This window comes from Enterocloster aldenensis (assembly GCF_003434055.1).
Lineage (GTDB): Bacteria > Bacillota > Clostridia > Lachnospirales > Lachnospiraceae > Enterocloster > Enterocloster aldenensis.
This window is the reverse complement of record NZ_QVEX01000001.1, coordinates 319,688-344,090: the sequence shown is the minus strand read 5'-3', so window position 1 is coordinate 344,090 and position 24,403 is coordinate 319,688. Positions and strand designations below refer to the sequence as shown.

Below are 24,403 nucleotides of genomic sequence, written 5' to 3'. Positions count from 1 at the left end.
CGTGGATTATTTTACAAAACAATATATGACAGGGCCGGAGGGGGCCCATCGCCGGGCCGTGTATAAGGCAATGGGGTTTACGGATGCCGATTTATCCAGACCGCTGGTGGCAGTGGTTAATAGCTGGGGCGAGGTGTGCCCGGGACATTTTGGCCTCAACATGCTGACCCAAAAAGTAAAGGAGGGCATATGGCAGTCAGGAGCCACCCCGGTTGAATTCTGCACCATATCCCAATGCGGAACCTTAACCCTGGGGCTGGACGGCATCCGCTATGATCTGGCCACAAGGGAGATGGTGTCCTTTGATATTGAGACCATTGTCCACTCCCAGATGTTTGACGGGATTGTATTTATGACTGCCTGCGATAAGGTGGTTCCCGGTATGCTGATTGCCGCAGCCAGATTAAACCTGCCGTCCATTTTTGTATGCGCGGGTACAATGGAGGCGGGACAGCTAAATGGGGAGGCATTCTCGCTGTCTGACCTGGACGAAAAGATAATGGGAGGATACCGTGCCGGCCGTATATCAGAGGAAGTAATCACCGCCATGGAAGACAGGGCCTGTCCCACGTGGGGGGCATGTCCGCTGATGGGGACAGCCAATACAATGCAGTGCCTGGCAGAGGCGCTGGGATTGACATTGCCGGGGGCAGCTACCATGATTGCCACGTCGTCGGAACTGCTCCGTTCCGCTAAATTAAGCGGCAATCAGATTGTTAAATTGATTGAAAAGAACATACGGGCCAATGACATCATGACATTACCGGCATTGGAGAATATGGTTACCATGATGATGGTACTTGGAGGCTCCACTAACTCAGTCGTACATATACTGTCCCTGTCAGAGGAACTTGGCTTTGGAGATGTGGTGAACCTGGACAAAATTGCACAAATCAGTAAGAAGACGCCATGTCTTGTGAATGTCAAACCCAATGGGCCATACCATCTCACTGATTTTGAAAGATCCGGCGGTATGCCTGCAGCCATGCGTGAGGTCCGCAGCTGCCTGAATACGGATGTCATGACCGTAACCTGCAGGACAATGGCTGAGAATATGGAAATCCCACTTAAATATGAACCTGACCGAAGGGTGCTTTATAGTTTTGACTCCCCTATTTCCCAGGACGGAGGCATAGCGGTCTTATATGGCAATCTGGCGTATGGGGGCGCTATCTTAAGACAGTCTGCCCGTTACCGTGATAACCTGTACCACAAAGGACCGGCCAAGGTGTTTGATAGTCAGGAGGAGGCACTGGAAGCCCTGCATGATGGCCAGATAAAACCTGGGGATGTGATGGTTGTCCGTTTTGAAGGACCTTGCGGAGGCCCGGGCATGCCGGATATTTACGCCGTACAGGCAACGGTCTGCGGTATGGGCCTGGATAAAGATGTGGCAGTCATTACAGATGCCAGGTTCTCAGGCTTTGCAAGAGGCTTCGGTGTATGTCAGATTACACCGGAGGCAGCCAAGGCAGGACCTTTGGCGTATCTCCGGGATGGGGATATCATAACAATTAACGTGTCCCAGCGTTCTATCGATGTGGAGGATCCTGCAATATTTGAAGAAAGGGAGCCGGCTGTAAACCCGAAAGATAAAAACACATATAAAGGTGTCCTTAATCTGTTTAAAAAATACGGAGGTCCGGCAAACAAGGGCGCCCGTCTGGAATAAATAAAGGAATGTAGGAGGACATGCATGGATACAAAGAGAGCGGAACAGTTTGAATGGGTGTTTCTTGCAGCGCTGATTATCCCGGTTGTGGTACTTGGAAAAATGCGGATGCATCAGCAGGATCTGGCCCGGTTTTTAATTATCAGCCTAATATGTATCACCATTGTGATGACAGGGTATTATGGTTACCGCAGACGGATTGTGAATCGCAGCAATGCAGACAGCGTGGATACTCCTGACAATAACTAACAACATGTACAGAGATATTTGAGGTTAAAGATGAGGGTACAACAATTTCGCTTTTGTGGCATGGATATGACAGTCCATTCATTTAATACGGTCATTGTAGGAACCGGGGCAGCCGGATATAATGCGGCAGAACGGCTTTATCAGTATGGACAGACCGATATCGCAATGCTGACAGAAAACATCCTGGCAGGAACATCACGTAATACAGGTTCGGATAAGCAGACCTACTATAAATTGTCTCTGTCCGGCAGCGAATGTGACAGCGTAAAAGATATGGCACAGGTATTCTTTGACGGACAGTGTGTGGATGGCGAACATGCTCTGTGCGAAGCTGCTTTGTCGGCCCAGTGTTTTCTGCATCTTGTGGAATTGGGGGTCCCCTTCCCACGCAACCGCTATGGGGAATTTGTGGGATACAAGACAGATCACGATCCCAGCAGGCGGGCCACCAGTGCCGGGCCCTATACCTCAAAGATAATGACAGAACGCCTGCAGGAATCCGTTGAGAATAAGAACATCAGGATATACAATCATTTACAGGTATTGCGTATACTGACAGAGGGAAGGTCGGCCAGGGGGCTTGTCTGTTTAAATAAGGACCAGCTTACTTATGAGATAATTAACTGCAAAAATATTATTTTCGCCACCGGCGGTCCGGCCGGGATGTTTGCGGACAGTGCATATCCGGCCGGCCATTATGGCGCCACGGGTATTGCTTTAGAGGCTGGAGCCTTGGGAAAGAATCTGACAGAATGGCAGTTTGGCCTGGCATCGATAAAGCCCCGCTGGAATGTGAGCGGTACCTATATGCAAGTCCTGCCCTGCTTTATTTCCACGGATCCTGATGGCAGGAACCCAAAGGAATTCCTGCTGGATTATTTTCACGATAAAGGAGAAATGTTATCAAAAATTTTCCTCAAAGGCTACCAATGGCCCTTTGATGTACGCAAAGTCATGTCGGGAAGTTCTATTATCGATTTGCTGGTGTATCAGGAGAGCTGTATCAGGGGCAGGCGGGTTTTTCTGGATTTCCGGAAGAATCCGGGCGGCGCCGGGATTGACTTTGATTGTCTCTCTAAGGAAGCATATGATTATTTAAGAAAAGCAGAAGCCTGTTTTGGAACCCCCATTGACCGCCTGCGGCATATGAATACCCCTGCTTTCAATTTTTATCTGGACAAGGGAATTGATTTGAGGACCGAAATGCTGGAGGTGGCTCTCAGTGCCCAGCACAATAACGGCGGGTTGAAGGTAGATGAGTGGTGGCAGACTAATATTGAGGGACTCTTTGCAGTGGGGGAGGCCAGCGGCACCCATGGAGTTTACCGTCCAGGAGGCAGTGCGCTGAATTCGGGGCAGGTCGGCGCTGTCCGGGCAGCGCAGTATATTGCAGCCAGACGGCGGGGAGAACCGGAGGAGAAGCTGTTTGATTCATGTGGACAGGGTATAAAAGAGATTCTATGTATGGAACGGGGCGCATTGGGGGGGCAGGATGATTGTCTGAAAGAATCCTGGCAGAGGATAACCAGGCGGATGAGCCGTGTGGGAGCTGCCATAAGGAATGTGGAGGATATACGTAATACCCGCCGTGCCATAGAAAAGGAGATGGAAACGTTTCATGATACAGTGAAAATAATCAGCCGGCAGCAGCTGGGATGGTATTTCCGGCTTAGGGAAACACTGATTTGCCAGTATGTCTATCTCAGCGCTATGGAAGACTATGTCAATCATGGAGGATTGTCACGGGGCAGTTCCATGTACACGGATTCCCGTGGGGTGCTTCCTGCTCCTTCCCTGCCTGATAGATTCAGATACCGGTTAGATGATGGATTACATGCTGACGAAATACAGGAGGTTGGATACAGCCAGGGTAAATGCAGCTTTTATTGGAGGAAAGTACATCCAATACCGGATATTGACGACTTTTTTGAGAATGTATGGAGGGATTTCCGAAAAAATAAAAACATATATTAGAGTGGCAGGAAATATAGTCAGCCTGCAGCCGGAGGGGAGGTTTTGGCGGAAAATATCTGGTCAGATTACCGCAGAAATGATACTATAAAGTAAAATGCGGTTAAAGGAGTGATGGTATGGTAGGAATTCGTGACGTTGCAAAATATGCAGGAGTATCTCCCAGTACAGTATCCAGGGCATTGTCAGGTGTGGCATTTGTGGAACCGGAGACAAAGGAAAAAGTAATGAGAGCAGTCAGTGATTTGAATTATAAACCTAATCTGGCAGCCAGAAGCTTGAAAAAGGGCGGAAGCAGGCTTATAGGCCTTATCATACCGGATATTATGAACCCATATTACCCAGAAGTGGTAAAGTATATGGAAACCTGCGCCACCAAAGCCGGTTATTCGCTTATTTTGTGTGATGCCTTAGGCGATGTAAAAAAAGAAAAGGAATATTTTGAAACATTGAAATATCTGTTTGTGGACGGTATACTTTATATCGCGTCTACGGAGGACATAGAACATGTAAGGCCGTACATAGGTGATATCCCCATGGTGATTGTCAACCGTATTTTCGATGTGGACGCGCCCTGTATCAATATTGATAATGTGGACGCGGCGTATCAGGCGGTGAAATGCCTGACTGAAAACGGGCATAAGAAAATCGCACTTTACATCAGTGATAAGGACCGGCAGTATAACAGGGAACGTTTGGAGGGTGCCTTAAAGGCTTTGTCAGAGTACGGAATAACGGATTACGAAAAGTATATTATCAGGAATGTGGGTTCTGAAGACGATGCATACTACAGGACGCTGGAGTTGATGCGGAGTGAGGAACGCCCAACGGGTATTTTCATGTTTAATGATTTTATGGCTTATGGAGTATACCGCGGAATCGCCAAAAGCGGTATGCGGATACCAGATAGTATATCCGTGGTGGGTTTTGATGATATTCCGCAGGTCAAGTATCTGGATCCCCCTCTGACCACACTCCGCCATTCCCTGGCGGATACCGCGGAATTAATATTTGAACGGTTGATGGAACAGATAAAGACACAGACATGCGCCCATGGAAGCAAGACCTATTTTAAAGGAAGGCTGATTGAGCGGGAGTCGGTAAAAAGATTGGAAGTATAACTCTTCCGGAGGAATAAGATGCAGAAAGTAAATATTTGGGATATAGAGGGAACCGAATTCCCGGCCGGAAGGCGTACCAGGGTAATTCTCGGGCAGAATGGGGCAATGGAAGGAGACAAGTTCTGCCAAGGTTATGTGGTGGTATACAAGGGCGGCGGTATTCCGGAACATGATCATGAAACAGTGGAATCATATACCATTTTAAAAGGAACCGGCATAATGGAAGTGGATGGGGATAAACAGGCCGTGAAAGAAGGGGACTGTATCTTCATACCGGGCGGCTTAAATCATTCCCTGTATAATACAGGAGAGGATGAACTTCACATGATGTTTGTATACGCTCCCGGTATTATTGTAGACCACTGGGCGAAAGAACAGAGCGGGGAATTGAAATAAAGTTATCAAAAAGGGGCTGTGGGACAGCCCCTTTGGTTTATGAAATCATACCCTCTTGTACTTAGCCACATATACCGGAAATGTGTCCGCTCCCTTAAGTCTCTTACCGGCCGTAATGGTCACATCCTTGTCCGTGACAACATATTCCATCTCTGCGCCGGCTTCCACAACCGTATCCTGCATGAGGACGCAGTTTTTGACTTTGGCGCCCTTGCCAATCCTGACCCCGCGGAACAGGATGCTGTTTTCAACCTCCCCTTCAACGACGCATCCATCGGCGGCCATGATATTGGCGGCCTTGGAACCGTTGATGTAACGGGCCGGGTGGTCATCACGGATTTTGGTGTAGATGGGGTTCCTGCCTGAGAACAGCGCGCTTACGTTGGCGTCGTCCAGCATTTTCATATTTTCATCAAAATAACTCTTCATGCTGCTGATGCGGGCCACATAACCGTCATAGCGGTAGGCGCGCACATCCAGCCTGTTTAACTGGGGCGCCAGGATATCCCGTTCAAAGTAAACGTATCCGCGGACAAAGGCAGTGTTAATCTGGTCAATGAGTAATTCCCGGTCCATGATGTATATATTCATGGAGAAATTCTGTATGCCCGCATCACAGGCATTAATCTTCATTTTGGTCACGTGTCCGTCTTCAATGCCAAGGGTATAATAGAAGCTGGTACCAATGTTCTGGGCTTCCATGAAGCTTTTTGGAAGTTCGGACTCCTGATATGCAATGGTCACATCAGCGCCGCTTTCCATATGGGCGTTAATCAGCGCCTTGAAATCAAAATTAACCGCCAGGTTGGTGTCGGACATGACAACGTACCGTTCCTTCTGTTCCTTCAGGAAATCCAGGATGCTGGCCAGGGCCTCCACACGTCCGTTATAAATCTTGACTGTTTTTTCTGCAAAAGGCGGAACCAGGTTCAGTCCGCCGTTCTTGCGGGTCAGGTCCCATTCGCGGCCCGAACCCAGATGGTCCATAAGCGAGTGATAATTCTTGCGGACAATCACGGAAATATTGTCAATCCCGCAGTTCACCATGCTGGAGAGGATGAAATCCACCAGGCGGTAACGGCTTGCAAAAGGAATGGAAGCCATCAGACGCTCGCCTACCAGGTCTGGTACCAGGGAATCATAGCTGTTTGGGAAAAGGATGCCCAGGGCATTTGCATTGGAATTTACCATTGTTCTTCACCGCCTTTTACATTATTGTTAACCATGGCATTGGGGCCGATTGTTGCGCCGGCGCCGATTGTAAGGCCGGGACCAATGGTGGCCACCCCTTTCTCCTCGCCGGAAGGCATGGCGCCCACCACGGCTCCTTTTTCAATTTGGACATTCTCAGCCACGATACAGTGCCTGATGACAGCCCCTTCCTTAATGGTGGTGCCTCCCATGATGACCGCATCTTCCACCACGGCCCCTGCTTCCACCTTAACGCCAGCAAACAGGATGGAGTGCCTGACCTGTCCGTCGATGCGGCAGCCGTCGGTAATCATGGAATTCTCCACCAATGCACCGGCGCTGATCTTGTGCCCGGTCATACCGCTGTTGCGGCTGTAGATTTTCCAGTTCTCGTCAAACAGGTTGATGCCGCTGTGTTCCGGATCCAGGACTTCCATGTTGGCTTCCCACAAGGAGGAAATGGTTCCCACATCCTTCCAGTAGCCGCTGAAATGATAAGCGTACATCCTGCGGCTGTCACGCAGCAGGTTTGGGATGATGTTGTTGCCAAAGTCATTTTCCGAGTCAGGGTCCTCCTCATCCTCAATCAGGTACTGTTTCAGGATGTCCCAGTTAAATATGTAGATGCCCATGGAAGCCAGGTTGGATTTGGGATTCTTGGGTTTTTCCTGGAATTCCGTAATCCGGTCCTCCTCATCCGTTACCATCAGACCGAAACGCGGCGCCTCTTCCCACGGCACTTCCATGACGGCCACGCTGAACTCTGCCCCTTTTTCCTTGTGGAACCGGAGGAAGTCGCTGTAATCCTGCTTGCATATCTGGTCGCCGGAAAGGATGATGACGTACTGCGGGTCATACCGCTCAATGAATGGGATGTTCTGGTAAATCGCATTGGCCGTACCCTTGTACCAGTCAGAGCCCGAGGCTTTCTGGTAGGGCGGAAGCACGTGAACCCCGCCGTGCAGGCGGTCCAGGTCCCAGGGCTGGCCGTTGCCGATATACTCATTGAGCACCAGGGGCTGATACTGGGTCAGGATTCCCACGGTATCGATACCTGAGTTTACGCAGTTGGAAAGCGGGAAATCGATGATACGGTATTTGCCGCCAAAGGGAACAGCTGGTTTGGCCAGTTTCTGGGTCAGCGCATAGAGACGCGACCCTTGTCCGCCGGCAAGAAGCATTGCAATCATTTCTTTTGCCATAGTATTACTCCCCCTAGATGATATTGGATGTATATGTTAAAATTGTATCATAAATAAGGGGAAAATGGTATCAAATTGTGCAGAATGATTGAAAGTATATTAGTCTATCAGTATATCAGTATATTAATTTAACGGGCGTCCGATTCAGCTTCCAGGGGTGTTTTTAAACCGCTGGTTCAATGACATGCCTTTGCTTTTTTTGTATAATGTCCCTATAAGGCAGGACGTCATGGTGACAGGTCCTGGAATACAGGAAATGATAACGGTTTGGAATGACAGGAGGGAAGGACATGGAATCTTCATTCTTCAGAACACGGCGTACGCATTCGTCCCGGAGCTTCCCTTCCCTTTTAACCGCCAGGCAGGCGCAGATGTCTGACACAGTGCCGTCGCTTCCGGCTGCAGCCCAGTTCTGGAGGAAGCGCAGCATGGATTCATAGGCCAGTTCACTTGGCGGAAACCCTTGGCCCAAAGCGGTCTCGGCCTGCCGGACCGCCCGCTTCCAGTCTGGACCATAAGCAGGACCAGCCGGTTCCCCGTCCCCAAGCAGGGACATGCAGCCAAGAAGGCCTCCCAGTTCGTCGGCCCTGGTCCGCTGGTACAGGGAATCCAGATAATCAAACATCATACGGTATCCGGTTGGAAAATACATGGAAACACCTCCGTCTATTTTATCCCTTTCAATCTCAGCTCCTTCAATCCCGGTTCCTGCACCCCCGAATCTTCCAATCCCGTTTCCCCCCGGGCCTCCCGCCTGCACGCCGCAGCCGTCATCCCCATGACCTGTTTGAACTGTTTTGAAAAATACGCTGCATCCGGGTATCCCACCAGCTGTCCAATGGTGTTTACATGAAGGGAAGTGGTTTTCAGCAGCTTGCGGGCTTCCTCCATGCGGATTTGGATCAGCAGCTGCAAAGGGGTCATATGGTATTTCTTTTTCACGCACCTGGTAATGTAGGCGGGATGGAAGGAAAAATGGTGGGACAGCTCTGCCAGGCTGAAGGGCTGCGCATAGACCTTGCACAGATGACCGTAGATTTCCTCGGCCAGGTCCTTTTCCTTTGGAAGTTCGTTAGATCCGCAGATAAGGGAGAGAATCCGCAGGAAAAGAATCTGGTACTCAATCTGGGAGGAGGTGGAGTCAAAAAACAGTTTCTGCTGGTTGTATTTATCAATCTTTACCTGGGATATCTGCTCCATATAATCCTTTAGCTGTTCCCCCTGTTTTCTGGGCAGGGTCCCAAACTGAGGCAGGGAAATGGTAAACTTATCTTTCTGGTAATATTTGTTCTTGTTCATCTTGGACGGCATATAAATTACCGGTTTTTTGGTACAGGTATATTCGCCCTCCGTATAAAAATGCATCCAGGAAAACACGGTGTCTTCTGCACAGTAGCGGTAACCTGCATGTATCAGCTCCGGCACCAGTATTAGGAAATCCCCCTTTTTTACATCAAACTGGATTCCGTTTTCTTCCATGTAAAGGGTTCCCTTTTCAACGTAAATCAAGTCAAAGGTTTTGTGGATGGCCCGCCGCTCATGGCGGTCACCTTTGCGGAAAAGTGATATTCCGCCCACAATCAGATGGGGCAGGGGCGGGCAGATGAAGTTGATATACATAAAAATCCTCCAATATCCGGTGCGCGGCCGGCTCACAGATACATACAGGTCCATGCCTGTATTTACAGGGGGTTCCGGGGTTTCATACGTGCTGGATTATTGTATTATTTTAACACTTTTTCAAGTGATAAACAATGATTTAATTATTTTTATCATACTAATCATGTTGATTTTATTATATAAATGGTTTCTTTCCTTTCTTTTTTTCCAATCCATGTTTTTTTATAATGGGTATATCAGCAATGGGGTGACAAAAAAGAAAATATGTAGGAGGGATTCAGAATGAATGAATCAGGTTCAAGGTTAAGAAACATTTTAAAAAGTTACAGATTTTCCATTATCCTGTTAACCGGTGTGGTTGCGGGAGCTTTGCTGGGAGTTGTCCTGGGGGAGAAGACGGCTGTGCTGCAGCCTTTTGCAGACATTTTCCTGAATATGGTATTCTGCCTTATTGTACCGGTGGTTTTCATATCCATAGCTAATTCCATTGCCAATATGGGCAATCTTGGCAAGCTGGGAAAAGTATTGGGCGTGTTTTTTGCGGCAATTGTCATTGGCGGGCTGATTACTTCCCTGCTGGCCGTGGGGGCGGTGAAGATGTTTGACCCGGCCAAAGGTGTCGCGGTGGACCTGGCCGGGGAGATTGACCCCGGCAATACTTCCCTTAACTTCGTAAATATGTTTACGGTAACGGATTTCGTGGACCTGCTGTCCATCAGCAACATGATGGCCCTGATTGTATTTGCAATCCTGTTCGGAATCGCAGTTGCCAGCATCGGGGAAAAGGGAAAGCCGATCATAAGCCTGTTCTCAGCGCTGAGTGAAGCCTTAGGCAGGATGGTATCCATTGTCATGTATTACGCGCCGGTGGGCATTGCCTGCTATTTTGCAACGCTGATTGGCAAGGTGGGAAGCCAGATTATCGGATCCGTTGCCAGGATGTCCGTGATATATGCGGTTTTCTGTATCCTGTTTTTCATTGGCTTTGGCATCATTGTCCCGTTCATCAGCGGGGGCTCGGAAGGTGTGAAGCGATACTGGACCGAAATATGGCTTCCGGCCACCACGGCCGCAGGCGCCTGCAGCAGCACGGCATGTATCCCGGTTAACCTGCTTGCGGCTAAGAAGATGGGGATTTCCGAGGAAATCAGCAGTCTCGTAATCCCGCTTGGGGCCAGTATGCATAAAAATGGCGTGGTGTCGGTACAGATTGTTAAGATTGCATTTTTATTCGGTATTTTCCATATGTCCATGGGACCTGGGGAAATTGCAAAGGCAGTAATCGTGGCGCTTCTCAGCGGCATCATTGTGGGGACCATTCCAAGCGGCGGGTTTATCGGAGAAATGTTCATCTGCACCGCGTTCGGGTTCCCCACCTCCGTGATACCGATCATCGTCATCATGGGAACCCTGACAGACCCGTTCTGCACCATGAATAACGTGGCCGGCGACCCGGCCCTGGCCATGCTGATTACCAGGGTGATTGAAGGAAAAGACTGGATAAAAGAAAAGGCCTTTGGCAAAAGCCGGGAGGCAGGGATAGGGGCTGTAAAAGAAAAGGCAATCAAAGAATCATCAACGAATGCAAATTGGGAGGAAGCAGCGCAATGAGCGGAAAAACAGATGTAATCCTGCCGGAAGAGGCGGTCCGCCAGGACCTGGCAGATATCTATATTGGCAATCTGAACACGGTGGATACGGATCTGAAACTGCCGTCCAGGGGAAAACGGGGAGCGCGTTTCAGCTGGAAATCCCATGAAACTCTTTTCATAAGCCATGAAGGAAAAGTAACCAGGCCCACTTACGGGGTGGGCAACCGCAAAATCCTCCTTACCGTATCCTCTGTCTATGAAGGGGGCTGTGCGGACCGTACCTTTGAGGCAACCGTTCTGGAGGAACCGAGGAAGGCATCCATTGCCAGCCTGCGCCCTGTGGAAAAAACCGTGAGGCCGGGTGAAACAGCGGAACTCCCCCCTGTGGTCATTGCAGCAGATGACATGGGAATCCCCACCACGCTTCCGGTGACATGGGAACCGTTTACCCTTCCGGCATCCGGAAACACCATTCATATAAAAGGGCATGTTGAGGAAACCGGACTTATTGCAAAGGCACGGATTCTGGTCGCGGATTGTCAGGAGGACCCAGGACCTGTGAGGATTCCTGTGGGCGAGGTGCCTGCGGGTTGTGTGCGGCTGGCAGAGGGAACCAGGTTCTGGGATGCCCAGGAGCGGATGGTCCGCTGGCTGCTGTCCGTGGATGATGACCAGATGCTGTACAATTTCCGCTGCGCGGCAGGGCTGGACGTACAAGGGGCAGGGCCCATGACGGGCTGGGATGCGCCGGAGTGCAACCTGAAAGGACATACCACCGGGCATTATCTGTCCGGGCTGGCCCTGGCCTACAGCGTACGTGGACAGCAGGCGCTGAAGGACAAGATCAGCTATATGGTACACGCCCTGTCAGAGTGCCAGAAGGCCCTGGAGGCACAGGGCTGTGCCAAAGGGTTCTTAAGCGCTTATTCAGAGCAGCAGTTTGACCTTCTGGAGGTATATACAAAGTATCCGGAAATATGGGCGCCATACTATACCCTGGATAAGATAATGTCAGGATTATATGACTGCCATTGTCTGGCCGGGAGCAAGGAAGCATTCCGCCTGCTGACAGGACTGGGAGACTGGGTCTATGGACGTCTGTCCAGGCTTTCCAGGGCACAGCTGGACAGGATGTGGTCCATGTACATTGCAGGGGAATTCGGCGGCATGATTTCCGTCATGGTCCGCCTGTACCGGGAAACCGGGGATGGGAAGTACCTGAGGGCAGCCCTGTTCTTCCGCAATGAGAAGCTGTTCTATCCCATGGAGGAAAATGTTGATACTTTAAAGGATATGCATGCCAACCAGCACATCCCCCAGGCCATCGGCGCCCTGGAACTGTATGAGGCCGGAGGCGGGAAACGCTACCTGGATATTGCCAGGAATTTCTGGCAGATGGTGGTCCGGTCCCATGAATACAGCATAGGCGGCGTGGGCGAGACAGAAATGTTCCATGAGCCGGGCGACATTGCCCATTACATGACGGATAAGTCCGCGGAAAGCTGCGCCAGCTATAACCTGATGCGTCTGACCTTTGGCCTGTTTAGACGATTGCCGGACAGCCGTAAGATGGATTATTATGAAAATGTCCTTTACAACCATATCCTGTCTTCTGCCAGCCATAAGGCGGACGGGGGAACCACCTACTTCATGCCGGTGCGGCCGGGAGGCAGGAAGGAATTCAATACATCTGAGAACACCTGCTGCCACGGCACGGGGCTGGAAAGCCGGTTCCGTTATATCAGGAACATATACGCGGTGGGGGAAGATGGAAAAGAAGTGTATGTCAACCTTTATATTCCCTCTGAACTGGATATGGCGGATGGATGGAAGCTGAAACTGGAGGAGAACGGCCAGGGACACGGCGGCCAGGGACAGGATACCCAGGGCCTCTATACGGTTATCTTCAATGGGCTGAAGGATGGAGGGGAAAGGACCGTGGCGCTGAGGATACCCTGCTGGGCCAGGGAGGACTGGGATATCCGGGTTTATACCGTGCTGACGGAGGATGCAACGGCAGACGGACAGGTAAAAACGGATGCAGTTACGGAGGATTCCCCGGGCTTCATGGCGGAATTCCAGGGCTTAGCGGCGGATTCCGACGGCTATGTAAGGATCCGCCGCCAGTGGACACCGGGGGACCGGATTGATATCAGCCTGCCATTCCGGTTCAGAAAATTGCCGGCGCCGGATGGCAGCTGTTATTCCAGCATTGCTTTTGGGCCATATATCCTGGCTGCATTAAATGACAGTGAGGAATATCTGCCCTGCCCGGAAGTGGATGGGTGGAATGACCGAAAGATACAGAATGGTTTCCATGACGGAATCCATGGATTTGAGGCGGATGGGCTTAAGTGGATGCCCCTGGCAGATGTGGATGAGGAAAGGTATCATATCTACTTTGTGGATAAATAATAAAATATGGCATGGAAGGGTTGGAGACAGATCATGTTTTCAATCCTTTTCTGTTTTTACATTGAAATATACAGCTGGATTCAATATAATTAGCTGAGGGGTGTATGATAATGCTTTCTGTCATCCATGGATACGCGTACCCGGGAGGATGCCACGTGACAAAGGATAAATTTCTTAAACGTTTTTTTGCACTCTATGTAGTATTGGTCTTACAGAATGTCATCAGCCTGGCCGTGAATCTGGCTGATAATATCATGCTGGGGGCGTACAGCGAACAGGCCCTGGCAGGGGCGGCGGCCGTGAACCAGGTACAGTTTGTCTATCAGCAGCTATTGACCGCCATGGGGGACGGGCTTGTGATTTTCTGCAGCCAGTACTGGGGAAAGCGGCAGACAGGACCCATGAAGAGAATTGCGGTGACAGCCATGCATGGGGCCCTGGTTTTGGCCGTCATCCTGACAGCGGCGGCAAGCCTGTATCCGTACAGGGTGGTTTCCATCTTTACAACGGATGCGGGAATCATAGGGGAGGGGATGCGCTACCTCCATATCATCCGTTTTACCTACGTGTTTTTTGCCATAACACAGATACTCCTTGCCACACTGCGCAGCATTGAGATGGTGAAGGTGGCATTTTATCTGTCCATATCCACGTTCTGCATTAACTGCGGCATTAACTATGTCTTGATATACGGAAGGTTCGGGGCGCCGGAGATGGGAACCGCAGGAGCAGCGGTCGGGACCCTCACAGCCAGGATCATTGAAGTGCTGATCCTCATCCTGTATATTGCTAAAAAGGAAAAGACCATCCACTTAAGGCCCGGGGATTACCTGGACCAGGATGTGACGCTGGGAAAGGATTATGTCAGGGTGTGTCTCCCCATGCTGTTGGTCCAGGGGCTTTGGGGCGTGAACACCGCGCTTCAGACCGTAATCCTGGGACACATGGCAAGCAATGCAATCGCAGCCAACAGCGTGGCCTCCACCCTGTTCCTGCTGGTCAAATCCATGGCCGTAGGCGCCTCCTCCTCTGCGTCCGTCCTGATTGGGCAGGCCATTGGAAGGGGGGATCTTGCCCAGACAAAGGCATATGCCCTGCGGCTGCAGAAAATATTCGTGCTGATTGGGATTGTATCCGGGTCCATCCTGTTCCTTATCCGGATACCTGTCCTTGGCCTGTATGACTTATCCAATGAGACAAGGGATATGGCCAACGCATTCCTGATTATACTGAGCGTGGTATGCGTGGGCATGTCCTATCAGATGCCTGCCAACAACGGCATCATCCGGGGAGGCGGCAATGCCATGTTTGTGGTGAAGATGGATTTGGTGAGCATCTGGATGATTGTGCTGCCGCTGTCATTTTACATGGCCTTTGTGGTGAAGGCATCCCCGGTGATTGTTGTGTGCTGCCTGAATGCTGATCAGATATTCAAGTGCATTCCGGCTTTCCTGGAGGTGAACTATGGGAACTGGATCCGGAAACTGACCAGGGATTAAGGGATGGATGTCATATATGTGGATGGCTCCTTAAAACCGGCTTCCGAAGAAGCCTTTCCGGCCAGTCAGATGTATTCAATCCCCTTTCCCTAATTCCCCTGCCCACTCAAACCCTTTCTTTGCAGCCACCACCGCAATGATTTCATTGATGACTGCCGCAGCGGCAATGGTGCCCTGGATGATCTGTGCGTTTTCAGGCGCTGCAGCGGACAGGGCGGAGGCGGAGATGCCGGTGAATACAAGGGAGACACCGGAGTGGGGAAGGAGTGTCAGACCCAGATAGTTCCTTACGGTTTTTGGGGAACCGGTGATGCTGGCCCCGAACCAGGCCCCGAAGTATTTTCCAAAGGCACGGGCGGCAATGTACACGGCAGTGAACAGACCGGCGCCCATAATCAGATGGTAGTCCAGGGGCGCGCCCAGTCCCAGGATGATAAGGATGATGGATACGCCCAGGATGGGACCGAATTCATACATGATTTCAGACAACCGGTCCTCGGACACCATGTTGGCGAATACGGTTGAAAATGACATTCCCATCAGCATGAAGTTAAGCACCGGCCTGGGCATGATGTATGTATTGCATATGGCTCCCAGGGCAGTTGTGAGCAGGATCATGGCAATCAGGATGAGAAGGGTGGACCGCAGGGGCCGGTGCTTTTTCAGAAGGAGCCCGGCGGGCAGGCCGGTTACCGCCCCGATGGCCAGAGGGAAAACCATGACAACAGGAATCAGATAGGCTGGGATGCCTTGTCCGGATATGGTACCGGATACAACGGATATGGTGGTGAAGAATACCACAACCCCTACCATGTCATCCAGGGCAGCCATGGGAATCAGCGTGCTTGTAACAGGACCGCTGGTCTTGAATTCCTTTACAATGGAAAGGGCCGGGGCCGGAGCCGTTGCCAGCGCAATGCTTCCGAAGATAAAAGCCAGGTAAAGGGAAATGCCGCACAGGCGGAATACAACCCCGAATACGGCCGAGACAACAATAAATGTCCCCAGGGACTGGGTCAGGGTTGTGATGATGATGGATTTGCCGGATTTGCGGATCCGTTTCCATACAAGCTCCGTGCCGATCATCAATCCCACCGCGCACTCAAAGATATGGGTCATGGCTGTATAAGGGCCGGAGTTTAAAAGGGCGTTGTCCAGCAGGTTCACGCCATGGGGGCCAAGAACCATCCCGGCAATCAGCCATCCGAGGATGGAGGGGAGCTTAAGCCTGGACACGGCCTTTCCTGTGAAAAATGCAGCTGCGAACGCAGCCAGTATACGAATGACGGATCCTATCATAATCCTGCCTCTCTTTCTGCAATGCCATAGAGCATGTAATCCAATAGTTTCGCAAGGTTATCCTCGTGGGCAGCCAGGATTTCGTCAAAATCCACGGACTGGTAACTGGGGCTGCACAGGTAGCAGTTAACCATGTCCTGCATCAGGGAAAAGTATTGCTTTGCTTCCTTGCGGGTAATGCCGGGCCTCAGGGTAAGGCGCGTCAGAAGCCGGTCGTACAGTTCACTGTTTAAGGCGTCAAAATCTTTTTTCAGCGCCCTGACCTGGTCCTTGAGCTGTAACGGCGGCTGAAGGATTGCCTCAAAGAATAAACGGGCCTCCCATGGATGGCTTTTGAAAAAATGCAGCCGTGTATCCATGTAGTGCTGCAGCCCAAAACCCAGGCCGTCTTCCCTTAAAAAGCCGGTGAAGGTGGCAAAGCTTTGTTCCAGACAGGCCAGGTAGAGGGCGTCCCGGTTCTCAAAGTTGTGATAGAGAAGGCCTTTGGGAATCCCGATATCACATATGCGGTTCAGGGAAGCGCCCTGATATCCGTTTTCCCCAAATTCTTTCATGGCAGCAGCCAGAATCCGTTTTCTTGTTAATTCTGTTTTTTCTTCCTTTTTCATGATAATACCTCCATAAATGGACTTTATAGTCTATAATAGTAAAAATAGACCGGAAAGTCAATAACCATATCAGGTTGAAATATCATTCTTTTTGCGATACTATAAATTTGAATACAAACAGTACAGGATTTAAAAAGTGGTCATGACCTGTTTCAGGATTACAGGATTCTGGACTTGAAAAGGAAGAAGCGGAGGCATGGGTTTGAAATTCAGTTTAAATAAGTGTTTGACGGCATTCCCGATTCTTTTACTCTCAGCCATGTCATTGACGGCCCGCGTTTATGGGGCTGAGGGAACCGTGCAGACCCGGGCAATGCAGGAATACAGGGATTATTGCAGCCGTTTTGAGTCTGTTAAGGCAAAGGATGACATAGCCGACGCAGGATTCCGGATAATTGAAGACCAGATCTTCCCGGTGGAATTAGAAGGATACGGCCAGGTCTCCTTTATCCCGGCGTACGATACCCAGTACCGCCGTTTAGCCCTGTTTTTTGCGGCAGAGGACCAGGATGTGGTGTTTAAGACAGACCGGCTGGAGACCAACAGCCAGCGCAGGGGCAGTCTCAGCCAGCCCAATGAATGGCTGGCAGCGGTTTCCTTTCAGGACATGGATAACGATGGCCTGTCGGATATTGTCCTTATTACGGCATGCAGCTATGGGGATGGGGGCCCCCTTATCCATCCGGAAGCCCCGGCGTCCGCCGGATCCGGCATTTACAAAGTAGGCGATGTCCTGTTCCAGAAGAACGGGGCATTTTACAGGGATTACAGGCTGTCCAATCAGCTGAACCGCTTTGGTATGAACAAGAGCATCCGGTTCATCACGTCCTTTATAAGGGATGGGTATTCCACGGAATTCCTGTACACCGCAACCACGCAGAAGGAACTTCTGGACAACGGTTTCCAGATTGCCCGGGACCAATATCATTCCAGGCAGTTTGAGAAGCTGGGCCGCCTTTATGTGGTGCCGGGAACCTACCGCATGGCGGAGTATACCGTGTTCATGGTTTATCTGGTCAATGAAGAGGGGTATATTGTATGGAGTTTCCAGCCCATGGGGGATTATGAGAATCTCTATGGGCTTAAGGGAATCAGCTGCCAGGACATTGACGGCGACGGGCTGAAGGACATCATGGTGTTTGCCAGCTACAGTTATGAGGGAAGCAGCGGACAGTCCGTGGTGGAAAGCGGGTATTCTGTCTATTACCAGAGGACGGCCGGTTTTTATGAGGATACGGATATGAAACAGACGATAAAATGCACTGACACCGACACCATGTCCGGACTGGTGGAGCGTGCGCGGGCATATTGGGGGTGGAAAACAGGACAATGATAAAAATACTGATAGTGGATGACGAGAAACCGATCTGCGATTTGATTGACATGAACCTGAGCGCAGGCGGTTACCAGTGCGCTGCGGTCCAGGACGGGATCGCGGCGCTGAGGATGATTGAAGAGGAGGCATTTGACCTGATCCTTCTGGATATCATGCTTCCGGGAGCTGACGGCTATGACATTATGGAATACATACGCCCTCTTGGGATTCCTGTCATCTTCATCACGGCAAGGCACGAGGTGAAGGACAGGGTAAAGGGACTGCGGCTGGGCGCGGATGATTATCTGGTGAAACCATTTGACGTGGTGGAACTGACGGCCAGGGTGGAGGCGGTCTTAAGGCGGTATAACAAGACAGAACACCTGTTAAGCGCAGGGGATGTGACCGTGGATGTGGAGGCGCGGCTGGTTACCAAGGCCGGCCGGCCAGTGGTGCTGACCAACAAGGAATTCGGCCTTCTGGTGCTCTTCATACGGAATAAGAATGTTGCCCTTTTCAGGGAAACCCTTTATGAAAAGGTATGGGAAGGGGAATACAGCGGGGACAGCCGCACCCTGGACCTGCATGTCCAGAGGCTGAGGCGGAAGCTGGGCTGGGAAAACAGCCTGGTGGCAGTCTATAAAGTGGGATACCGCTTAGAGGTGCCAGGATGAAATTTTCATTGAAACTGCTGTTATGTACCATGATTGTAATGGCCCTTGGCTTTGGCTTCAGCGGATTCTATTTTGTGAATTACGTGTTTGAGACAGCTATGGACAGGGAAGTGGGACAGGCATTGGATGACAACAGTATCCTGCGGTTTGCATTTGAGACAGCGGCCCTCAATGTGCCTGCCAAATATGATGTCCTGCAGGATAACACGATTGGCGAGATTGCCTCCAACCTGGAAACAGGAGGACACAGCGCCAGACGCATGCTGCGCCTTTCCGATGAGCAGAAGCAGGTGCTGTATGCCAGCAGCGGCTTTGACGCCGGCAGCCAGTGCCTGGACATGACGGACGCAGGCACCAAAACCTACCGTGTCATAAAGCTGGATAAGGGTTACTACATACAGGCAGGGACAATGGTCAATGCATTGGACCGGGCGCTCTACCTGGAAACCTTAAGGGATGTGTCGGATGTGTTCCGGGAACGGGCCCTGGGCTTTTCCGTATACCGCCAGGTAACTATTGCCATGCTGGTATGCGGCACCTTCATCATGCATCTGATATCCTCCTGGCTGACCAGGCCTATCCGTCTGCTGACGCGTGCGACCAAGCGCATGGCGTCCGGGGATTATCATTACCGCGCCAGGAAGGTCAGCGGCGATGAACTGGGCCAGCTCACATCGGACTTTAACCAGATGGCCAATGCGTTGGAAGACAACATCGGGAAGCTGGAGGAGGAGATACAGGCAAGGGAGGATTTCGTGGCCGCATTTGCCCACGAACTGAAGACACCCCTCACCTCCATTATCGGATATGCGGATATGCTGCGCTCCCGCAAGCTGGACGAGGAAAAGCAGTTCATGTCGGCCAACTATATCTATACGGAAGGCAAAAGGCTGGAGACCATGTCCTTCCGGCTGCTGGACATCATGGTCACGCGGCGCAGCGAAGTGGATTTCACCGTGGTTTCCGTTGAATCCCTGTTTGTCTATCTCTACGATATGTATGTGCTTAATAAGAGCGCGAAAATATATTTCAACTATGACGAGGGCTTTGTGTGGGCAGAGGCAAACCTGATAAAATCCGTTCTCATGAACCTTCTTGACAACGCCTGCAAGGCATCGGAGGCAGACGGCCTGATTGAGGTCTATGGACGTATTCAGAAGGGTGGGTACCGGTTTGAGGTAAAGGACCACGGGGTGGGAATCCCCAAAGAGGAACAGCACAAAATCACAAAGGCATTTTACATGGTGGATAAATCACGTTCCAGAAGCAGGAACGGCGCCGGACTGGGGCTGGCCCTGTGCGCGGAGATACTTCTTTTGCACAAAAGCCGCCTGGAAATAGAAAGCGAACCGGGAAAGGGCACGTGCATGAGCTTTGTGCTGCCAACCCGGCCAGAGGAGGGATGAGATGGGAAATATGATGAAAAACCTGTTCCTGATCCTGTTTACCGTCCTTGTGATGGCCCTGTCCATAGCTGGTCCTGAACTGTTTGCCAGATACCGGGACCAATCGGTGCTGGGGGCCGTACACCAGGTGGATGCCCAGGAGGAGGGGGAAGGTTACCGTTATACCCTGAGCAGTAATGAGAAGCTTTATATCCTGTCGGAAAGCCTGAGCAGCCAGGCACTGCCTGAAAGCGAACAGTATGCCCTTACCAGAAGCCGTACAGATGAGGGATATGGGGAACCGGAGGGGAATTATGCATTTGTGGTAAACCACAGAGGGCCTTCCGGTGAAGAAATCACGGATACCCAGATATATGATGTCTGCAACCGGGGGCTGTCAGCCCTTAAAGAACTTGGCATACTGCCGGATACGGTAAAGGATGTGGAACCAGGTACGTATGACGCGGTTCTCTACTCTGCCATTGACGTGCTGGAGCCGCGCAATAACGTAGCGGTCTGGAAGCTGGAGATGTCAAACATACAGAAAAACGCGGACAAGGAAAACCATCTGATTAACGCATACATTGATGCGGATGATGGGAAGATGTACGAGTTTTACGTCAGGACCCCGCGCCGGTGGGAGGAGATGGACCCGGACAGGATCATGGAAACCTGGAGCAGCTACATGGGGCTTGTGCAGCCCCGGCCCTATGATGAGCCAAACCCATTGATGGAGACCACTCCTTATTTTAAGAAATATGTGTGCCCGGGCGCGGCAGGGGAGCATACCATTGTCACCGTGGGATTCTATGAGGGGATTAATGAATTCTTTTTGAAAATAACCAAATGATGCAACTATGATGCAAAAATGATGGCATTATGATGCCGCTCCTGTGTAAGATGGATGGTGTCCCACAGAAGAATGCTCTGTGAGGCGCCGGGTATGGGATATCCCGTATCTGTATTCACCTTACACAGGAGTTTTTGCATGAAAGGGGCAGCCATTATGTACAGAAGATATCCATACTCCCGAACAAGGAGATGGAGGAGAAAACGCGGGAGAAGCCTCATGGACACCCTGTTTGCCGTGTCAACCGCGGCTGCAGGCATCCTGTCTGTGCTGGCCGTGCTCCTGGCCATACGGCCGGGGTTCCCGGGAACCGGATGGCTGATTGGGAACAGTATGGTGTCCGAAGGCGCAACCAGGCAAATGAGGGGGGACGGGGGATTCGCGGCATATCCGGTTCCCTTGGCAGGGGATGTCCTGCAGATAGCGGCAGGGTATGCGCTCCAGGCCGGAACCCATGGCAGTGCGCTGAATCAGGATATGGCCCAGGCCGTCCCGGACGGACCATCTGCCCAAGATTCCCAGGACACCCAAACCGACACCGGGAAGGTCATGTATCTGACCTTTGATGACGGCCCTTCGCAAGAAAACACAAACGCGGTCCTGGACGTACTGAAAAAACGGAATATAAAAGCAACATTTTTTGTGGTGGGGGAAAATGTCCTGAAGCATCCGGAAACAGCCCAAAGGATTGTGGCGGAGGGGCACACCATAGGAATCCATTGCCACAGGCATGATTATGAAGCCCTTTATGAGAGCGTGGACAGCTATCTGGAGGACTTTGACAAGGCATACAGGGCGGTTTTGGAGGTGACGGGGGAGAAGGCAAGGCTGTACCGGTTTCCCGGAGGAAGCATTAATTCATATAACCAGGAAGTTTACAGCGATATCATAGCTGCCATGGATGCCAGGGGATTCATTTATTTTGACTGGAATGCCAGCCTGGACGACGCCCTCAGGAAATCCAGCCCGGGGGAACTCATCGACAATGCCAGGAAGTCCATGATGGGAAGGCAGAGGGTGGTCCTTCTGGGCCATGATATTGTCCACAGCACGTCCCTTTGCCTGGACCAGCTGATAAACCAGTTTCAGGAATACAGGATGGAACCCCTGACACCGGATGTGGAACCGGTGCAGTTCAAACCATGAAATCAAAAAAGAAAATGCCGCAGAATCAGGAAAAGTATGGATTCCTGGTTCTTTTTCTTTGCTTTTTCTAACCTTTTTCCCTACTTTCAATGTAGTAAATCTACCCCATATATACTAGAATATAAACGATGTGTTAAGATGGAAATTTATTAAAAAGATTGGAAAGGAGAATGGGATGGATGGTTTGACAGAGTCATACATGCTCTTTTTTTTGTCCGGGTTTCATTTTCTTCTTCCTCTTGCATGTATAGGCCGCATATCCGCGGCAGATGAGACAGACCCCGATTTGCCGGAAGCCGTATTAACGGGATTGCCAACAGGGCGGGACGGCAGGCGCATCTATAGGGTGACTGTGGAATACGGGGAACAGAAGGCCGGCATATGGGCTGAAACCATATCCGGGTTGGTGCAGGTTTCAAAGGACCAGGTATGGGAGCTGCCTGGGGAGGTGAGGAGCCATATGAACCGGTACATAAGCGGCATGACCCTTCTTGACGGACCGGAGGACGGGAAGATACTGGCATATGTGCTGGAGCCGTCCGGTTTCCATACGGTCCGGCGTGATGAAAGAGGTGTTGGATGATGGAACTTGTGGTTGTCAGGGATGGGTACAGGGAGATATTTGTGGAAAAGAGCTGTATAAAGGAAATTGTCCTTAATCCACGGATATATGAGGTGCCGGGAGCGCCGCAGGATGTCAGGGGCATCCTGTTTTATGAGGGCCTGCCGGTGGTCATCCGCCGCATAGGGGACGGGGCGCCTGTGTGCGGAATCATTATGGATGGATGCCTGCAATCCCACTGGGGAATTGCAGGAGAGCCGGCAGGAGAGGAAGCCATCCATGCAGAAGAACTGGTCCGTGTGATGCCAGCCTTATGACGTCGGCCTTATGATGCCGTCCCTGTGATCCTTACCTTATGACCCATCTACAGCGGATAGATATTCAGTCTCTTTATTTTCCCCTTCTCATCCACTTCCGAGAGGAACGCGGTTACCGGAACAACATGCTCATGATAGGTAATGAAGTACCACACGGTATTGTCGTCCACGTATTTCACGCTGTGGATGGGGAAGGGGCCGCCGTTAAAGCCGAATTTGTGGTGGAACATCATTTCCACGGCCATCTTTCCTTCCAGGTGGATGGTGTCCATGCCGGCCTTGTATACGGATGAGTCATGAAGGACCCCGTATTCATTGAATAAATCAGCCAGGGCGGTTTCATCCCCCTTCTGCATACAGTCAATGTATTGTTCTAATATTGTCATATAATTATCCTCCTCACTTACAATTAGAAACGTTCTGAGCGCAGCAGTGCATCTATGCCCCCGTCCACGAACAGGATGACGCCGTTAATGCCGCTGGCCATGGGGGATGCCAGGAATACAATGCCGTTGGCAATCTCTTCCGCGTCCAGGAATTCCTTTCTGCCGTAGCGGGTCGGGATGGGAATCAGAAGGGCCGCGTCCATCTGGGCATCGGTCATGTTCTGGGTCATGGGAGTGGTGGTGTTGCCCGGGGCAACGGAGTTGATGCGCAGTCCGTCTACTGCCCAGGATGGGGATATGCGGCGGACCCACCGTGCCAAGGCGTGTTTGGATGAACTGTAGCAGGACGCTGCCTGGGCGCGGGGGATATCCTTGACAAATTCCAGTATCCGTTCCTCGTCCATTACATTGGACAGCATATCCACCCAGTCCATGCGCACGGTCATGTTGGTGATGGAGTTGGATGAGGTGATGACACAGTTTCCGCGTTTTTTCTTTAACAAGGGCCTCAGGGCTTCTGCAATCTGGACGCTTGCGAAAAAGTTCAGTGCGAATATCATCTGGGGCGGGGCCGTTGGCCCTACGCCTGCGTTGCAGATAAGGACGTCAATCCCATCCGGATAGCGCCGGAACACCTCATCAACAGCGCCCTGGCGGCCCTCTGGGGTGGACAGGTCGGCCAGGTAGTCGCCGCCTTTAAAATCAATATTGAACACATCGTGTCCCTGTGCCTGAAGCAGTTTGCGGGTTGCAGCGCCAATGCCTGTGGTGCCTCCTGTTATGACATATGTACTCAATGAAATACCTCCTTTACGGTTTTCTTGCTAAATAAATAACAGTAATTATTATTATTGAATATAAAAACCATACCATTGGTGGAAGTATTTGTCAATTTAATTAAATATATAACAAAGTCATGCAAATTCTGCGTTT

At 51.0% G+C, this 24,403-nt stretch carries 22 protein-coding genes and 1 pseudogene; 15 read left to right on the top strand and 8 right to left on the bottom strand.

Going from position 1 to position 24,403, the window contains the following annotated elements; all coding sequences use genetic code 11:
• Position 1: 1 nt before the first annotated feature.
• The 5 genes from ilvD to DWX59_RS01550 all read left to right on the top strand — a co-directional run bounded on the left by ilvD (position 2) and on the right by DWX59_RS01550 (position 5,409).
• On the top strand, positions 2-1,672 hold the full coding sequence (ilvD, locus tag DWX59_RS01570) for a dihydroxy-acid dehydratase (protein ID WP_166460146.1): 1,671 nt from the start codon (positions 2-4) through the stop codon (positions 1,670-1,672).
• 24 nt (positions 1,673-1,696) lie between these two features.
• A complete protein-coding gene (locus DWX59_RS01565) occupies positions 1,697-1,921 on the top strand; it encodes a hypothetical protein (RefSeq protein WP_117555654.1) in 225 nt (74 codons plus the stop codon).
• Between the two features lie 66 nt (positions 1,922-1,987).
• Positions 1,988-3,895: an FAD-binding protein gene (locus DWX59_RS01560; RefSeq protein WP_235844853.1), complete on the top strand. Its 1,908-nt coding sequence runs from the start codon at positions 1,988-1,990 to the stop codon at positions 3,893-3,895.
• Positions 3,896-4,011: 116 nt separating this feature from the next.
• Positions 4,012-5,013 (top strand): LacI family DNA-binding transcriptional regulator, encoded by a 1,002-nt coding sequence (locus DWX59_RS01555; protein ID WP_117555650.1) that lies wholly within the window; start codon positions 4,012-4,014, stop codon positions 5,011-5,013.
• An 18-nt stretch (positions 5,014-5,031) separates the two neighbouring features.
• Positions 5,032-5,409 carry a cupin domain-containing protein gene (locus DWX59_RS01550; RefSeq protein WP_117555648.1) on the top strand — a complete coding sequence of 126 codons (378 nt, stop codon included), beginning with the start codon at positions 5,032-5,034 and terminating at the stop codon, positions 5,407-5,409.
• A gap of 45 nt (positions 5,410-5,454) precedes the next feature.
• Here DWX59_RS01550 and glgD read toward each other — a convergent pair whose 3' ends face one another.
• The 4 genes from glgD to DWX59_RS01530 form a co-directional block, all read right to left on the bottom strand.
• On the bottom strand, positions 5,455-6,600 hold the full coding sequence (glgD, locus tag DWX59_RS01545; RefSeq protein ID WP_117555646.1) for a glucose-1-phosphate adenylyltransferase subunit GlgD: 1,146 nt from the start codon (positions 6,598-6,600) through the stop codon (positions 5,455-5,457).
• Positions 6,594-7,802 carry a glucose-1-phosphate adenylyltransferase gene (locus tag DWX59_RS01540; protein WP_117555644.1) on the bottom strand — a complete coding sequence of 403 codons (1,209 nt, stop codon included), beginning with the start codon at positions 7,800-7,802 and terminating at the stop codon, positions 6,594-6,596. The genes glgD and DWX59_RS01540 overlap by 7 nt, the downstream gene beginning before the upstream one ends.
• A gap of 163 nt (positions 7,803-7,965) precedes the next feature.
• Positions 7,966-8,454, bottom strand: coding sequence for a hypothetical protein (locus DWX59_RS01535; protein WP_117555642.1), 489 nt, complete (start codon positions 8,452-8,454; stop codon positions 7,966-7,968).
• A 14-nt stretch (positions 8,455-8,468) separates the two neighbouring features.
• Positions 8,469-9,422 (bottom strand): AraC family transcriptional regulator, encoded by a 954-nt coding sequence (locus tag DWX59_RS01530; protein ID WP_117555640.1) that lies wholly within the window; start codon positions 9,420-9,422, stop codon positions 8,469-8,471.
• 282 nt (positions 9,423-9,704) lie between these two features.
• Here DWX59_RS01530 and DWX59_RS01520 point away from each other — a divergent pair, with 282 nt between their 5' ends.
• The 3 genes from DWX59_RS01520 (at position 9,705) to DWX59_RS01510 (ending at position 14,928) form a co-directional block, all read left to right on the top strand.
• A complete protein-coding gene (locus DWX59_RS01520; RefSeq protein WP_117555636.1) occupies positions 9,705-11,033 on the top strand; it encodes a dicarboxylate/amino acid:cation symporter in 1,329 nt (442 codons plus the stop codon).
• The gene (locus tag DWX59_RS01515; RefSeq protein WP_235844851.1) at positions 11,030-13,429 is read left to right on the top strand and encodes a beta-L-arabinofuranosidase domain-containing protein; all 2,400 of its coding nucleotides are present in this window, start codon (positions 11,030-11,032) and stop codon (positions 13,427-13,429) included. The genes DWX59_RS01520 and DWX59_RS01515 overlap by 4 nt, the downstream gene beginning before the upstream one ends.
• A gap of 155 nt (positions 13,430-13,584) precedes the next feature.
• Complete coding sequence (locus DWX59_RS01510) at positions 13,585-14,928, top strand: MATE family efflux transporter (RefSeq protein ID WP_165641718.1); 1,344 nt, start codon at positions 13,585-13,587, stop codon at positions 14,926-14,928.
• A 75-nt stretch (positions 14,929-15,003) separates the two neighbouring features.
• Here DWX59_RS01510 and DWX59_RS01505 read toward each other — a convergent pair whose 3' ends face one another.
• On the bottom strand, positions 15,004-16,227 hold the full coding sequence (locus DWX59_RS01505) for a cation:proton antiporter (protein WP_117555630.1): 1,224 nt from the start codon (positions 16,225-16,227) through the stop codon (positions 15,004-15,006).
• The gene (locus tag DWX59_RS01500; RefSeq protein ID WP_117555628.1) at positions 16,224-16,835 is read right to left on the bottom strand and encodes a TetR/AcrR family transcriptional regulator; all 612 of its coding nucleotides are present in this window, start codon (positions 16,833-16,835) and stop codon (positions 16,224-16,226) included. The genes DWX59_RS01505 and DWX59_RS01500 overlap by 4 nt, the downstream gene beginning before the upstream one ends.
• 202 nt (positions 16,836-17,037) lie before the next feature.
• Here DWX59_RS01500 and DWX59_RS01495 point away from each other — a divergent pair, with 202 nt between their 5' ends.
• From DWX59_RS01495 to DWX59_RS01465, 7 genes and pseudogenes are all read left to right on the top strand, one after another.
• Entirely contained in the window at positions 17,038-18,168 is a 1,131-nt protein-coding gene (locus DWX59_RS01495; protein ID WP_330665887.1) for a hypothetical protein, read from the top strand.
• Positions 18,165-18,824 (top strand): response regulator transcription factor, encoded by a 660-nt coding sequence (locus DWX59_RS01490; RefSeq protein ID WP_117555624.1) that lies wholly within the window; start codon positions 18,165-18,167, stop codon positions 18,822-18,824. The genes DWX59_RS01495 and DWX59_RS01490 overlap by 4 nt, the downstream gene beginning before the upstream one ends.
• Positions 18,821-20,230: a sensor histidine kinase gene (locus DWX59_RS01485; RefSeq protein WP_117555622.1), complete on the top strand. Its 1,410-nt coding sequence runs from the start codon at positions 18,821-18,823 to the stop codon at positions 20,228-20,230. The genes DWX59_RS01490 and DWX59_RS01485 overlap by 4 nt, the downstream gene beginning before the upstream one ends.
• Before the next feature lies 1 nt (position 20,231).
• On the top strand, positions 20,232-21,059 hold the full coding sequence (locus DWX59_RS01480) for a hypothetical protein (RefSeq protein WP_117555620.1): 828 nt from the start codon (positions 20,232-20,234) through the stop codon (positions 21,057-21,059).
• A gap of 543 nt (positions 21,060-21,602) precedes the next feature.
• A pseudogene (locus DWX59_RS29140) lies at positions 21,603-22,205 on the top strand (polysaccharide deacetylase family protein); the annotation flags it as partial.
• A 175-nt stretch (positions 22,206-22,380) separates the two neighbouring features.
• Entirely contained in the window at positions 22,381-22,788 is a 408-nt protein-coding gene (locus DWX59_RS01470) for a CheW domain-containing protein (RefSeq protein ID WP_117555616.1), read from the top strand.
• Positions 22,785-23,084 (top strand): phosphoglycerate mutase, encoded by a 300-nt coding sequence (locus tag DWX59_RS01465; RefSeq protein ID WP_117555614.1) that lies wholly within the window; start codon positions 22,785-22,787, stop codon positions 23,082-23,084. The genes DWX59_RS01470 and DWX59_RS01465 overlap by 4 nt, the downstream gene beginning before the upstream one ends.
• Before the next feature lie 47 nt (positions 23,085-23,131).
• Here the strand turns inward: DWX59_RS01465 and DWX59_RS01460 are convergent, their stop codons facing one another.
• Both DWX59_RS01460 and DWX59_RS01455 read right to left on the bottom strand, forming a co-directional pair.
• Positions 23,132-23,470, bottom strand: coding sequence for a hypothetical protein (locus tag DWX59_RS01460; RefSeq protein WP_117555612.1), 339 nt, complete (start codon positions 23,468-23,470; stop codon positions 23,132-23,134).
• A 23-nt stretch (positions 23,471-23,493) separates the two neighbouring features.
• Complete coding sequence (locus DWX59_RS01455) at positions 23,494-24,267, bottom strand: SDR family oxidoreductase (RefSeq protein WP_117555610.1); 774 nt, start codon at positions 24,265-24,267, stop codon at positions 23,494-23,496.
• Positions 24,268-24,403: the final 136 nt, after the last annotated feature.

Excerpts from the sequence above, each read along its gene's own strand:
- DWX59_RS01565 (WP_117555654.1), top strand. The coding sequence starts at position 1,697 with ATGGATACAAAGAGAGCGGAACAGTTTGAATGGGTGTTTCTTGCAGCG.
- DWX59_RS01560 (WP_235844853.1), top strand. The coding sequence starts at position 1,988 with ATGACAGTCCATTCATTTAATACGGTCATTGTAGGAACCGGGGCAGCC.
- DWX59_RS01555 (WP_117555650.1), top strand. The coding sequence starts at position 4,012 with ATGGTAGGAATTCGTGACGTTGCAAAATATGCAGGAGTATCTCCCAGT.
- DWX59_RS01550 (WP_117555648.1), top strand. The coding sequence starts at position 5,032 with ATGCAGAAAGTAAATATTTGGGATATAGAGGGAACCGAATTCCCGGCC.
- glgD (WP_117555646.1), bottom strand. The coding sequence starts at position 6,600 with ATGGTAAATTCCAATGCAAATGCCCTGGGCATCCTTTTCCCAAACAGC.
- DWX59_RS01540 (WP_117555644.1), bottom strand. The coding sequence starts at position 7,802 with ATGGCAAAAGAAATGATTGCAATGCTTCTTGCCGGCGGACAAGGGTCG.
- DWX59_RS01535 (WP_117555642.1), bottom strand. The coding sequence starts at position 8,454 with ATGTATTTTCCAACCGGATACCGTATGATGTTTGATTATCTGGATTCC.
- DWX59_RS01530 (WP_117555640.1), bottom strand. The coding sequence starts at position 9,422 with ATGTATATCAACTTCATCTGCCCGCCCCTGCCCCATCTGATTGTGGGC.
- DWX59_RS01520 (WP_117555636.1), top strand. The coding sequence starts at position 9,705 with ATGAATGAATCAGGTTCAAGGTTAAGAAACATTTTAAAAAGTTACAGA.
- DWX59_RS01515 (WP_235844851.1), top strand. The coding sequence starts at position 11,030 with ATGAGCGGAAAAACAGATGTAATCCTGCCGGAAGAGGCGGTCCGCCAG.
- DWX59_RS01505 (WP_117555630.1), bottom strand. The coding sequence starts at position 16,227 with ATGATAGGATCCGTCATTCGTATACTGGCTGCGTTCGCAGCTGCATTT.
- DWX59_RS01500 (WP_117555628.1), bottom strand. The coding sequence starts at position 16,835 with ATGAAAAAGGAAGAAAAAACAGAATTAACAAGAAAACGGATTCTGGCT.
- DWX59_RS01490 (WP_117555624.1), top strand. The coding sequence starts at position 18,165 with ATGATAAAAATACTGATAGTGGATGACGAGAAACCGATCTGCGATTTG.
- DWX59_RS01485 (WP_117555622.1), top strand. The coding sequence starts at position 18,821 with ATGAAATTTTCATTGAAACTGCTGTTATGTACCATGATTGTAATGGCC.
- DWX59_RS01480 (WP_117555620.1), top strand. The coding sequence starts at position 20,232 with ATGGGAAATATGATGAAAAACCTGTTCCTGATCCTGTTTACCGTCCTT.
- DWX59_RS01470 (WP_117555616.1), top strand. The coding sequence starts at position 22,381 with ATGGATGGTTTGACAGAGTCATACATGCTCTTTTTTTTGTCCGGGTTT.
- DWX59_RS01465 (WP_117555614.1), top strand. The coding sequence starts at position 22,785 with ATGATGGAACTTGTGGTTGTCAGGGATGGGTACAGGGAGATATTTGTG.
- DWX59_RS01460 (WP_117555612.1), bottom strand. The coding sequence starts at position 23,470 with ATGACAATATTAGAACAATACATTGACTGTATGCAGAAGGGGGATGAA.